Consider the following 12863-nt stretch of genomic DNA (forward strand, 5'->3'; position numbering starts at 1 on the left):
AATTATTTTTTTTTAGTAACAATTGGTAAAACAGAAAATGAAAAGATGCCTAAAAGAATTGTGATTAAAAGTTGCGATGTCCAAACAATCCATCCAAAAGCATTTCCTGCTTCTATAGGGATTTTATATAAAACTAAAATTTTTGCAATTAAAACAGGAAAAAAACCAAAGCCGCCATTTGTAAATGACATGGTTAATCCTCCTATTACAAAAGCAACGAGTATCGTTCCGAAACTAATTGAGCTGGTAGCCTCCAATGCAAATACTGTAATATAAAACATTAAGACATACGAAAACCAAATTAGAAAAGTAAAAAATAAAAAACGCCATTTATTAGGCATATACAGTAAACTAAAAATTCCTTCTTTTAATCCCGCAATTTTTGATTTGAAAAGTAAAATATATTTCCAATTAGAATAACTGTATAAAAGTAAAAAACTTATTCCTGCTATAAAACCTATTACTAAAAGTATAATTAGTTTTTCAATAGGAATATAGGCTAATAAAAAATTCTTTAGCGTATCTATTTCTAGTATTAAGGCACTAAAAACAAATAATAAAAGAAAAATTAAATCCACAATTCGCTCTGCTATAATGGTTCCAAAAGCCTTATCAAAAGGAACATCTTGGTATTTCTTTAAGATTAAAGCTCTTGAAAATTCGCCTGATCTAGGAATTGTTAAATTTACAAAATAGCCTATACAAACAGCTAAGAAATTAAGCTTAAAATGAGGTTTTACACCTATTTCTTGTAGTGCGTATTTCCAACGATAAGCCCTAAAAATACACCCTGATATAGCTATAAGCAAAGATACTGCAACGTAATTATAGTTAGCTGTGGTAAAATACAATTGCATTTGAGCAATTTGTTTTTCTGTAAATGAGTTATAGGTGTAATAAGTCAGTCCAGCACCTAATAGTAAAGGAATGATTAAACTGGCATAAGAGCGTATTTTGTTACTCACGTTATTGGAGTGAATTATTTTCTTCGTTAGGGAATACAATAGAAGGTTTGAAATTTTTAGCTTCACTCATTTCAATGCTTCCATACGAAATAATAATAATAATATCTCCTTGATGCACTTTACGTGCAGCAGGACCATTTAAGGTAATCTCGCCACTATTCTTAGGTCCTTTAATAGCATAAGTTTCTAAACGTTCTCCGTTGTTTACATTTACAATAGATACTTTTTCGCCTTCAAAAATATTTGCGGCATCCATTAATACTTCGTCAATAGTTATACTTCCGATATAATTTAGATCGGCACCTGTTACTTTAACTCGGTGGATTTTTGATTTTACAACTTCAATTCGCATGGTACAAAGTTATATTATTTTAATGAAATGTTATCAATTAAACGTATATTGTTTACAAAAACGGCTATAAAAGCACGGTATATTTTGTTGGGTGATTTTTCTGTACAGGTTTTTAATGTGTCTTCTTCTGCTATTTCAAAATACTCTAGTTTAAATAAAGACTGTTTTAAAAATTCATTTTCAACCCATTTGGTTAGGTTTTCGGGTGTTTGAGTCTGAAAATTTTCTTTTACAGTAGTTAGTGTTTTAAAAATAAAAGACGCTTCTGTTTTTTCTTGTGCAGACAAGCGCTGGTTTCTTGAACTCATTGCTAAACCATTGGCCTCTCGATAAATAGCGCAACCTACTATGTTTACTGGTATGTTGTAGTTTTTAACGAGTTTTTTTACAATTTGTAATTGTTGAAAATCTTTTTCACCAAAGTAAGCACTTGTAGGATTTATGATTTCAAATAATTTTTTAACAATAGTTCCTACACCATCAAAATGCCCCGGGTCTGTGTTTGCCTTCCATTTCAAACTCTAAACCATCATACTCGAAATGAGTAGAGACAGTGTTGCCTTCGTATATATCATCAATAGTAGGAGCGTAAACTATAATGTTTTTATTAAGAGAATGAATTTGATTTAAATCTTCTTCAAGAGTTCGGGGGTATTTTTCTAGATCTTCTTGATTGTTAAATTGTGTTGGATTTACGAAAATACTTACAATGGTAAGATCGTTGTGTGTTAAAGCTTCTTGCATTAATGACAAGTGACCTTTGTGCAATGCTCCCATAGTAGGAACAAATCCAATGGTTTTTTTCGGGGCTAAAAAAGTATCTAAATGTCTTTTTAATTCGCTTTTTTGAGTAAATAAAGGCATATAAAATTCTTAAAATAAGTGCAAAATTACTATTTTAGTCGTTATCTCCGTAAAAATTTGTAATTTTGCGTGGATTTGTGTCCAATAAACAAAACAGTAAAGTAAAGATGGAGGATAAAAGGATATTATATGTATCATCCGAATTAGTGCCCTATTTGCCTGAAAATGAGGTATCTTTGATGTCGTTTGATTTGCCAAAAATGATTAACGATCAAGGAGGGCAGATTAGAATTTTTATGCCACGTTATGGAAATGTAAATGAAAGAAGGCATCAATTACATGAAGTAATTAGACTTTCAGGAATGAATTTAGTGGTAAATGATGTTGATATGCCTCTAATTATTAAAGTTGCTTCCATACCTAAAGAGCGTATACAAGTATATTTTATAGATAACGATGAGTACTTTAAACGCAAGTCTACTTTTACTGATGAAGAAGGCGTTTTGTTTGAAGATAATGATGAGCGTGCTATTTTCTTTGCAAAAGGAGTAGTTGAAACAGTAAAAAAATTAAACTGGGTTCCTGATATTATCCATGTTCAAGGGTGGATGGCCTCTTTATTGCCTGTTTATATGAAACATTACTATAAAGACGATGCGTTATTTTCAGAAACAAAGATAGTTACATCTGTTTTTAAAGAAGGTTACGAAGGAATATTAGATGCTCAAATTTCGAAAAAAGTTCAATTTGATGGTGTGCCACAAAAAGCTATTCAAGAGTTAGATAACCCTACTTACGAAAGTTTAATGATGACAGCTATTAATCATTCGGATGGAGTAGTGATGGGATCAGAAGAAATATCACCAAATTTAACAAAATTTATAGAAGCTTCTAAAAAACCTTTTTTACCTTTCGCCTCCAAAGATGTATTTGCAGAAGCTTATACAGAATTTTATAAAACTCAAATATTAGGTTAATAAAATGAATTTCAATACTTTTGTAAAAAAAGCAGTTGTTTTGTTATCGGTTTTTTTCTTGTCATGTGATCAAGATTATAATACAATAGGGGCTGATTTAGTAGGAGACCAAACCTTTTCTTTTTTAGGAGGTGAGGATAAATCGAGTAGTATAACGATTAATGACCTAGATTTAGGGGCGGTTCAATCTAATAATCTTTCTATAAATCATTTAGGATTGTTAAAAAGTGATTATTTTGGAGAGACGACTGCTTCTTTTGTCACGCAATTGCAATTAGAAGAAGTGGCACCTGTATTTAAAACAGGTGTTGTAGTAGACAGTGTAGTGCTTTCGGTACCTTATTTTAGTACTAAATTAAGTACTGATGCTAATGGAAAAGGAACCTATAGACTGGATTCTATTTATACTAATACAAGAGATTATTATACAGATTTTAAAGCGGATAAATTACCGACTTTTAATCTAGAAGTATTTAGAAATAATTATGCTTTGAATGATTATGATGTAAATGATATTACTAAAAACGCAAAATATTATTCTGATCAAGAGAGTATACTGGATGTGGTAGTAGGTGAAAAGTTAAATAATGCTGCTAAAGAAAGTGAAAATATTAATTTTAGACCGAATCAAGCTGAGTTTGAAAAAGCAAAAATAGATGAGGAAACTCAAAAGTTGTTGCCTATAAAAGATAATCCAAATAACGTAGGAGAACGTCTTTCTCCTCGTATACGCTTACATCTTGACAAATCTCATTTTGAAGATAATATTATAAAGGCCGATTCTAGATATTTAATAAACAATAGTGCTTTTGTAAATTATTATAGAGGATTAACCTTTAGAGTGTCTAGAAATCAAGGCGTAATGATGGCGTTGGATTTTAAAAAAGGAGATGTAACAATACATTATAGACAAGATAATTCGAGTATTAAAACAGGAAAAGAAATAAAAACCTTAGTTCTAAAAATGACAGGTAATTCTCTAAATGTTTTAAAACATAATAAATCAGCTAATTATGCAAGTGCTTTGTCATCAAATCTACCAGCAGATAATCTGTTTTTAAAAGGAGGACAAGGATCCGTAGCGGAAATTAAAATTGATCAAGCTTTAATTGATGACCTAAAAAATAAAGGAGCATTAGTTAACGACGCCAGTTTATATTTTACTGTAGATCCTAATTTTGTGAGTTCATTAAGTAGTGGTAGTAATAACTCCTTTTATTATTTTAATCCAATGCGTCTATATTTGTTTAACGCAGAAAAAATAAGATCATTGGTAGATTATACAAATGATATAACTAAATTAAATGGTTTTCCGAAAAAGGATAAATATGTTCATGGAGGTATCTTACAAAAAGTAAACGGCAAGTATATGTATCGCATTCGTTTAACAGATCACATTAATCAGATCTTAAACGATAAGACTGGTAACTATACAAATGTAAAACTAGGACTTGCAGTTACCGAAAATATTAATATTGCTCCTGAATTAGGATTATCAGGTGTAAGTGAATTAAAAAATACCATAGGTACCCTAAAAAGAATTCCTGTAGCTAGTGTGATGAGCCCTTTAGGAGTTGTTTTAGGAGGTACGCAAGGAGAAAATAAAGTTCAATTTAAAATAAGCTATACTAAACGAAATTAATATGTGTGGAATCGTAGGTTATATAGGATATAGAGAAGCTTATCCTATTGTTGTAAAAGGATTAAAAAGATTAGAATATAGAGGTTATGACAGTGCGGGTTTAGTATTGTATGACGGAGAAGAGATAAAATTATCTAAAACAAAAGGAAAAGTATCGGATTTAGAAGAAAAGTCTAAAAATGAAATTTCATTAAGTGGAACCATAGGTATTGGACATACACGTTGGGCTACACATGGTGTTCCGAATGATGTAAATTCACATCCTCATACATCTAACTCAGGAGATTTAGTTATTGTTCATAATGGAATTATTGAAAATTATGAACCCTTAAAAAAGAATTAATAAAAAGAGGTTATGTATTTCATTCAGATACAGATACGGAAGTATTAGTTAATTTGATAGAAGAAGTACAAAAACAAGAAAATATAAAATTAGGAAAAGCAGTTCAAATTGCCTTAAATCAAGTAGTAGGAGCTTATGCGATTTGTGTTTTTGATAAGAAAAAACCAAATGAAATTGTGGTAGCTAGATTAGGTAGCCCTTTAGCTATTGGCGTAGCTGAAAATGAATTTTTCATAGCTTCAGATGCTTCTCCTTTTATCGAATATACTTCAAATGCTATTTATTTAGAAGACGAAGAAATGGCAATTATTCGTTTGAAAAAAGGATTGAAAGTAAGAAAAATAAAAGATGATTCATTAGTACATCCTTACGTTCAAGAATTAAAAATGAACTTAGAGCAGATCGAAAAAGGAGGATACGATCATTTTATGCTAAAAGAAATTTATGAGCAACCTAGTGTAATTAAAGATACTTATAGAGGACGTTTGTACTCTAATGAAGGCGTAATTAAAATGGCTGGAGTTGAAGATAATCTAGAAAAATTCATCAATGCTAATAGAATCTTAATCGTTGCTTGTGGTACCTCATGGCATGCAGGATTAGTGGCAGAATATATTTTTGAAGAATTTGCTCGTATTCCTGTAGAAGTAGAGTATGCTTCAGAGTTCCGTTATAGAAATCCAATTATTAGCGATAAAGATGTCGTAATTGCTATATCACAATCAGGAGAAACAGCAGATACCTTAGCAGCTATTAAGTTAGCAAAAGAAAAAGGAGCCTTTGTATTTGGTGTTTGTAACGTTGTTGGTTCTTCTATTTCTAGAGAGTCCCATGCAGGAGCTTATACACATGCGGGTCCCGAAATTGGAGTTGCCTCAACAAAAGCATTCACTACACAAATTACAGTTTTAACTATGATTGCCTTACGTTTAGCTAAAGCAAAAGGTAGTTTGTCAAAATCGGATTATCATCGCTACTTATCGGAGCTAGAGGCAATGCCAGAAAAAGTAGAAGAAACATTATTAACAAATGAAGTTTCAAGAGAAATAGCAGAAGTTTATAAAGAAGCTACAAACTGTTTGTATTTAGGTAGAGGGTATAACTTCCCAGTAGCTTTAGAAGGAGCTTTAAAATTAAAAGAGATTTCTTATATACATGCTGAAGGATATCCAGCGGCAGAAATGAAACACGGGCCTATAGCTTTAATAGATGAACACATGCCTGTTATTGTTATTGCACCTAAGCAAGGACACTATGATAAAGTAGTAAGTAATATTCAAGAGATAAAATCACGTAGTGGAAAAATTATAGCAATAGTAACTAAAGGAGACGAACAAGTACGTTCTTTGGCTGATCATGTAATTGAAATTCCAGAATGTTCAGACGCTTTATCGCCATTATTAACAACTATTCCATTGCAATTGTTATCCTACCATATAGCGGTGCTTAGAGATTGTAATGTAGATCAACCAAGAAACTTAGCTAAATCAGTTACAGTAGAATAATCGTTTTGCTATATATATTATAAGGTTAAAAAAGCGGTAGTCCTAAAAACTACCGCTTTTATTTTGCTCTTATAAAGACAAATTTTTAAACCCAGATTACGCATTAGACTTCGTTGTGAAACAAAATTTTTCAATAAATTGAAGTGCTCACGGAAAATTTTAGAAGAAGAAATAGTGAACTATTTTGATGATTAAAATTTGAGTACGTGCTTGAATTTGAAGAAAAATAAAGTCGAATAGATTTACTTCGTCTATTCGCTACGCTCGGGTCTAATGCGTAATCTGGGTTAAAGCGCCCTTTATTTTATGTTATTTATTTTTTAAAAGAATTCAAAGCCTTTTTTGTAAAGTCAGATAAAACTAATTTACCTGAAATAGCAGCACGATCATACAATAACTCATCCCAATGGCTAGTACCTTCCCATAAAACCCTTTTAAATTCTAATAATGCCTCGGGGTTATAACTGGCTAGTTCTTTTGCTAATTTATTTAAGGCTTGATCCATACCTTCTAAATCATCAAATAATTTAGAATATAATGTATGCTGAAATGCCCACTCTGCGCTTTTCCACTCTGTAGGTGAAAGCGTCATTTCTGCCATAGCCGATTTGCCTATTTTTCTTGAAACAGCTGGTTCTATTACAAAAGGACCTATTCCTATGGCTATTTCAGATAATTTTATAGCAGCATTATGAGTTGCAAAAGTATAATCACATGCAGATACAAGACCTACTCCTCCTCCCACTGCTTTTCCTTGTACCCTTCCTATGATTATTTTTTTGCATTTTCTCATAGCATTAATCACATTAGCAAAACCACTAAAAAAAACACTTCCTGTTTCCAAATCATTTACTTCTAGTAGCTCATCAAAAGAGGCTCCTGCACAAAAAGCGCCTTTTCCTTCACTTTGTAAAACAACTAATACAACTTCTTCATTTTCACTGATTGTATTTATTTCTTCTGTTAATAATTTTAATTGTTCACTAGAAAATGAATTGCTGGCGGGATGTGAAAAAGTAATGGTTGCTATTTTGTTCTCTATGGTTGTATGGATGGTTCCTTTCATCTTTTTGAATTTTGTTTAATAGAATTTTACCACGCTTTAAAAAAAAATCCCGACAAAATCGGGATTTGGGAATATATAAATAAAAATTATTTTCCTTTGTTTACTTCTGCTACATATTTTTCAAGTGCCATAGTCATGGAAGGTACGCCTGGAGCAGGTGCCATAATATCTATACGCAAACCATGATCAACAGCCTCTTTTTGAGTTGTACTTCCAAATACCGCTATACGGGTATCGTTTTGTTTGAAATCAGGAAAATTCTTAAATAAAGATTGTATTCCTGTTGGGCTAAAAAATGCTAATACATCATAATATACATCTTTTAGATCTGATAAATCACTCATTACTGTTTTGTAAAAAGTACCCGGAGTCCAATCTAATTTTAAATTATTTAGAGTTTGTGGGACATCTGCATTTAATTTGTCAGACGCAGGTAATAAAAATTTTTCATCCTTATACTTTTTAAAGAAAGAAGACATATCCGCAAAATCCTTTTGTCCAACGTAAATTTTTCGCTTTCTGTAAACTACATACTTTTGTAGATAATAAGCTACTGCTTCTGATTGGCAAAAATAGCGCAAATCTTCTGGAACTTTATAACGCATTTCCTCTGCTACTCTAAAAAAATGATCAACAGAATTCTTGCTGGTTAAAATAATCGCTGTATAATTATTCAAATCAATTTTTTGAGCGCGAACATCTTTAGCAGGCACTCCTTCGACATGAATAAAGGGTCTAAAATCAACTTTTATTTTATGCTTATTTTGTAAATCAAAATAAGGCGAGTTCTCAACTTTTGGCTCAGGTTGCGATACTAAAATCGTTTTCACTTTCATAGTCAAAAAATGTTGTTTTGTACAATTATGCTTTACCTATTTGTGATGTAATAATACACGAAAAAATAAGGTGCAATTTCCGGGGCGCAAATATACAAAATAAAATAAAACAACTTCCTTAAAAGTAAGTTTTGATAATTTCGCAATGACCTAAGATAAGTTATGGTGTTTATTATTAAAATTATAACCAAAATTCCAAGAATAACATATTGATTTGTCAAATTGGTATAATATAACACCATATCAACAGGTAATAATAATATTCCTAAATAGGTTCTATAACTAACTTTAAAAAGATTAAATTGTTCAATAAACAACTCTGTGTCAAATGAGGTAGCTATAATTTTTTCTATCAAATATTTTGATAAAACAAAAAAGGTTAAGAAAGTAATAATTTGAATGAAACTGATCCAATTAGTCTTCGTCGTATATCCATAATAGGATAAAACTAATTGTATAAAAAAGGAAAACGAAATTAATTGTACAAAAAATAACAAAATCGTAAACCAAGTCATTAGGTTACTCGGATCCTTGTAAATTTTTATATATTTATTATCAAATAATAATCGAACAAAATCAATAAAGCGTTTTTCAAAAACTGCTTTAGTAACCGTTACCACTCCTATAGCTACAATAAAAACTATAGTAATCCAATTTTTATTCTCTACAATTCGAGGAATTAACTCATAGTGATTCATAGGACAAAATTACAAAATATTCATTCCCTTTATCGAATTATAAATAATTTAGAACACACATAATTTAAAAAGATTATTTTTGCAACACAATTCAACAAATTTATGCAGGACTCCATTGTTATCATCCCTACTTACAACGAAATAGAAAATATTGATGCTATTATAAGAGCTGTTTTTACTTTGCCCAAAAAATTTGATGTGCTAATTGTAGATGATAACTCTCCTGATGGTACCGCCGACCATGTAATTGCGTTGCAAAAAGAATATCCTGAGTCATTATTTCTTGAAAAGAGACAAGGAAAAGCGGGATTAGGAACGGCCTATGTACATGGTTTTAAATGGGCTATACAACATCATTATGATTATATTTTTGAAATGGATGCTGATTTTTCGCACAATCCTAATGATCTTATAAAACTTTATGAAGCTTGCAAAACAAATAATGCCAGTATGTCTATAGGCTCTCGTTACATTACAGGGGTAAATGTTGTAAACTGGCCTTTAAATCGGGTTTTGTTATCTTACTTTGCTTCTGTTTATGTTCGAATGATTACAGGTATGCAAATTCAGGATGCTACCGCTGGTTTTATTTGCTATCAGCGACAAGTGTTAGAAAAAATAAATCTAAACCAATTAAAGTTTACAGGTTACGCATTTCAAATAGAAATGAAATACAGAACTTTTGCAAATCATTTTAAAATCATAGAAGTTCCTATTATTTTTACTGATCGTACTAAAGGGGAGTCTAAAATGAGTGGTGCTATTATACGTGAAGCTATTTTTGGCGTTATCATGTTACGACTACGTAAAATGTTTAATCTATTATAAAAAAAAACACAACACATCATGAAAACTATTTTAATTAAAAATGCTCAGATAGTCAATGAAGGCCAAATTTTTAAAGGGGATGTTTTAATTGAAAATCAGTTTATAATAGATATTTCGGAAAACATAGTTCCTCTCGAACACTTTCAGGTTATTGATGCCCAAAATAATTATTTAATTCCGGTGCTATAGATGATCAAGTTCATTTCCGTGAACCGAGTCTAACCCACAAAGGTTCTATAGCTTCTGAATCTAAAGCGGCTGTAGCGGGCGGTATTACGACTTTTATGGAACAGCCTAATACCGTACCTAATGCGGTAACGCAAGAGTTATTAGAACAAAAATATGAAATAGCCTCTAAAACTTCTTATGCTAATTACTCCTTTATGATGGGAGCTACTAATGATAATTTAGAAGAAGTGTTAAAAACCAATCCGCGCAATGTAGCTGCTATAAAAATTTTCTTAGGGTCTTCTACTGGTAATATGCTAGTAGATCGAGAAGAGGTACTAGAAAAAATATTTAGCAATACGAATATGATTATTTGTGTACATTGTGAAGATGAAACAACTATTCAAAATAATTTAGCGATTTATAAAGAAAAATATGGTGACAATATTCCTGTGGATTGCCATCATTTAATAAGAAGTGAAGAAGCTTGTTATATTTCCTCCTCTAAGGCTATAGAATTAGCAAAAAAAACGGGAGCTCGCTTGCATATTTTTCATCTCTCTACAGCTAAAGAAATGGACTTATTTGATAATTCGATTCCGTTAGAAGATAAAAAAATAACAGCCGAAGTATGCGTGCACCACTTATGGTTTACCAATAAAGATTATGCTGATAAAGGAACACTGATCAAGTGGAATCCTGCTGTAAAAACAGAAACAGATAAAAATGCTTTATGGGAAGCTTTATTAGACGATCGTATTGATGTTATTGCTACAGACCACGCACCTCACACTATAGAAGAAAAACAAAACCCTTATACAAATGCTCCTTCGGGTGGGCCTCTTGTTCAGCACGCTGTTGTTGCGTTATTTGAAGCCTTTCATCAGGGCAAAATTTCAATAGAACGAATTGTTCAAAAAATGGCCCATAACCCAGCTAAATTATTTCAGATAGATCGTCGTGGTTTTATAAGAAAAGGATATTATGCAGACTTAGTTATTGTAGATCCTCATTCTTCTTGGACTGTTTCTAAGGATAATATTTTATACCAATGTGGTTGGTCACCTTTTGAAAATTATACATTTAAATCAAAAATTACCCATACTTTTGTAAACGGTAATTTAGTATATGAAAATAATCAAGTCCAAGATATTCAACAAGGAATGCGATTAGAGTTTAACCGATAAACCCTTTTATATGAACAAAATAGTTTGCTTTTTTTTAATTATCTTTTTTATTTCTTGCCGGGATTCAGCTATCAAAAAGCCTGAAAACCTTATAGATGAAGCAACTATGGAGAAAATATTATATGATTTGGCATTAATTCAGGCTATTAAAGGATATGATGCCAAATTACTCCCGACAAATCAGATTGATCCTAAAAAATACGTTTACAAAAAGTATCATATAGACAGCTTACAATTAGTAAATAGTAACAAATATTATTCTGTAGACATCGTTAACTACAAAAAAATATACGACCATGCTATAGAAAAAATAAAAAAAGAAAGAATTCAGATAGAAAAATTACGACAAGCGGAATTAAAAAAGAAAAATTAAAAAAACCAAAAGCCAATCAACAGTAGTTCTTTAATTTGATTTTAGGTAATCTTCTATGCTTGTAAACTCAAAATGAAAAGTTTTTAGTATTTTAGAATGATCATAATCGTTCATCGTTTGTAAAGTACGAATCATATCCTTAGATAAAACGTTGGTTTTACCGAATAATCCTAAAAACCAATCAAAGCTATAGGCCAATTTTAGTGCGTAGGATTGTATTAAAATGGTTGGTTTTTTGACATTTAATTTCGCTGCTATAAGATTTGTTATTTCCTGGTATGATTTCGTTTCCGATACGACAATAAAACGCTGGCCTACAATAGTACTTTCCATTAGTTTTTTCATGATACAAACGACATCATCTACTGATACAAAACCAGTACTTCCTTTTGTATAAAAAGGTATTTCAGAAGCTACCTTATTATAAATAGTACCACTTCCTTCTCTCCAAAATAGTGGACCTAAAATAACCCCTGGATTAACAATTACAATAGGCAATCCTTCCTGATAGCCGCGCCATACTTCCATTTCCGCGCCATATTTAGAAATAGCATAATCACTATGTGACAACTCAGGATTCCACTCTGTTGCTTCCGTTATTTTTTTTTCATGTTCTTTTAGATCTCCTAAAGCAGCAATAGAACTTACATAACATAATTTTTGAACACCAAAATCAATACACAAATTGACTACATTGGCGGTTCCTTGAATATTCACCTTTCTTAAATTATCTTCCTCCTTTGGATCAAAGGACACCAAGGCTGCACAATGATAAACTTGCGTAACATCTTGAAATGCTAATTCTAAAGAAGGAATGTCTAGTATGTCGCCTACTACCCAATTTATTTTATCAAACGCCTCTTTTTTTTGATAATGAGCCAATACCTTTTTACCCGTTCTTTGTTTTTTTCTGTACGAAATAAAGCTTTTACCTTTTCCCCTGAATTGATTAAACTCAAAATCAAGTGTGAACCTACTAACCCTGTTGCGCCTGTAACTAAAATCATGGTTCAAATATAAAAAAGATTAAAATTATATCTTCCATTTTCATTACTTTAAAACGCTTTTATACATATTATCGTTTAATAAGAGTCGTTAAACGATTTCATCCTTTTTATT

9 protein-coding genes and 4 pseudogenes are annotated in these 12863 nt (G+C 31.3%); 6 read left to right on the plus strand and 7 right to left on the minus strand.

Annotated features, from left to right (window positions below; genetic code table 11):
• Positions 1-2: 2 nt before the first annotated feature.
• From JJC05_RS10240 to panC, 3 genes and pseudogenes are all read right to left on the minus strand, one after another.
• Complete coding sequence (locus JJC05_RS10240) at positions 3-965, minus strand: lysylphosphatidylglycerol synthase transmembrane domain-containing protein (RefSeq protein WP_088390769.1); 963 nt, start codon at positions 963-965, stop codon at positions 3-5.
• A gap of 1 nt (position 966) precedes the next feature.
• Positions 967-1317, minus strand: a complete 351-nt coding sequence (gene panD / locus JJC05_RS10245) for an aspartate 1-decarboxylase (protein WP_088390767.1) — start codon at positions 1315-1317, stop codon at positions 967-969.
• Positions 1318-1331: 14 nt separating this feature from the next.
• A pseudogene (panC, locus tag JJC05_RS10250) lies at positions 1332-2181 on the minus strand (pantoate--beta-alanine ligase).
• Positions 2182-2288: 107 nt separating this feature from the next.
• Between panC and JJC05_RS10255 the strand changes: the two are divergent.
• The 3 genes and pseudogenes from JJC05_RS10255 to glmS all read left to right on the plus strand — a co-directional run bounded on the left by JJC05_RS10255 (position 2289) and on the right by glmS (position 6588).
• Positions 2289-3098, plus strand: coding sequence for a glycogen/starch synthase (locus JJC05_RS10255; RefSeq protein ID WP_088390763.1), 810 nt, complete (start codon positions 2289-2291; stop codon positions 3096-3098).
• 4 nt (positions 3099-3102) lie between these two features.
• Complete coding sequence (bamH, locus tag JJC05_RS10260) at positions 3103-4740, plus strand: BamH family beta-barrel-assembly machinery protein (protein ID WP_235877347.1); 1638 nt, start codon at positions 3103-3105, stop codon at positions 4738-4740.
• Between the two features lies 1 nt (position 4741).
• Positions 4742-6588: pseudogene (glmS, locus tag JJC05_RS10265) on the plus strand (glutamine--fructose-6-phosphate transaminase (isomerizing)).
• A 313-nt stretch (positions 6589-6901) separates the two neighbouring features.
• On the opposite strand, the gene JJC05_RS10270 reads toward glmS, so the two are convergent.
• The 3 genes from JJC05_RS10270 to JJC05_RS10280 form a co-directional block, all read right to left on the minus strand.
• On the minus strand, positions 6902-7654 hold the full coding sequence (locus JJC05_RS10270; protein ID WP_235877348.1) for an enoyl-CoA hydratase/isomerase family protein: 753 nt from the start codon (positions 7652-7654) through the stop codon (positions 6902-6904).
• Between the two features lie 86 nt (positions 7655-7740).
• Positions 7741-8490 carry a uroporphyrinogen-III synthase gene (locus JJC05_RS10275; protein ID WP_105195347.1) on the minus strand — a complete coding sequence of 250 codons (750 nt, stop codon included), beginning with the start codon at positions 8488-8490 and terminating at the stop codon, positions 7741-7743.
• Positions 8491-8522: 32 nt separating this feature from the next.
• The gene (locus tag JJC05_RS10280; RefSeq protein WP_235877349.1) at positions 8523-9188 is read right to left on the minus strand and encodes a DUF4271 domain-containing protein; all 666 of its coding nucleotides are present in this window, start codon (positions 9186-9188) and stop codon (positions 8523-8525) included.
• A gap of 102 nt (positions 9189-9290) precedes the next feature.
• On the opposite strand from JJC05_RS10280, the gene JJC05_RS10285 reads away from it, so the two are divergent.
• From JJC05_RS10285 to JJC05_RS10295, 3 genes and pseudogenes are all read left to right on the plus strand, one after another.
• Complete coding sequence (locus JJC05_RS10285; protein ID WP_088393881.1) at positions 9291-10016, plus strand: polyprenol monophosphomannose synthase; 726 nt, start codon at positions 9291-9293, stop codon at positions 10014-10016.
• Between the two features lie 18 nt (positions 10017-10034).
• Positions 10035-11371: pseudogene (locus tag JJC05_RS10290) on the plus strand (dihydroorotase).
• Positions 11372-11381: 10 nt separating this feature from the next.
• Positions 11382-11744 (plus strand): DUF4296 domain-containing protein, encoded by a 363-nt coding sequence (locus tag JJC05_RS10295; RefSeq protein ID WP_235877350.1) that lies wholly within the window; start codon positions 11382-11384, stop codon positions 11742-11744.
• A 30-nt stretch (positions 11745-11774) separates the two neighbouring features.
• Here JJC05_RS10295 and JJC05_RS10300 read toward each other — a convergent pair.
• Positions 11775-12751: pseudogene (locus tag JJC05_RS10300) on the minus strand (SDR family oxidoreductase).
• Between the last annotated feature and the right edge of the window lie 112 nt (positions 12752-12863).

Source organism: Flavobacterium davisii, assembly GCF_019565505.1.
GTDB lineage: Bacteria > Bacteroidota > Bacteroidia > Flavobacteriales > Flavobacteriaceae > Flavobacterium > Flavobacterium davisii.

Coding starts and splice junctions, on each gene's coding strand:
- JJC05_RS10275 (WP_105195347.1), bottom strand. CDS start 8,490: ATGAAAGTGAAAACGATTTTAGTATCGCAACCTGAGCCAAAAGTTGAG.
- panD (WP_088390767.1), bottom strand. CDS start 1,317: ATGCGAATTGAAGTTGTAAAATCAAAAATCCACCGAGTTAAAGTAACA.
- JJC05_RS10295 (WP_235877350.1), top strand. CDS start 11,382: ATGAACAAAATAGTTTGCTTTTTTTTAATTATCTTTTTTATTTCTTGC.
- JJC05_RS10285 (WP_088393881.1), top strand. CDS start 9,291: ATGCAGGACTCCATTGTTATCATCCCTACTTACAACGAAATAGAAAAT.
- JJC05_RS10270 (WP_235877348.1), bottom strand. CDS start 7,654: ATGAAAGGAACCATCCATACAACCATAGAGAACAAAATAGCAACCATT.
- bamH (WP_235877347.1), top strand. CDS start 3,103: ATGAATTTCAATACTTTTGTAAAAAAAGCAGTTGTTTTGTTATCGGTT.
- JJC05_RS10280 (WP_235877349.1), bottom strand. CDS start 9,188: ATGAATCACTATGAGTTAATTCCTCGAATTGTAGAGAATAAAAATTGG.
- JJC05_RS10255 (WP_088390763.1), top strand. CDS start 2,289: ATGGAGGATAAAAGGATATTATATGTATCATCCGAATTAGTGCCCTAT.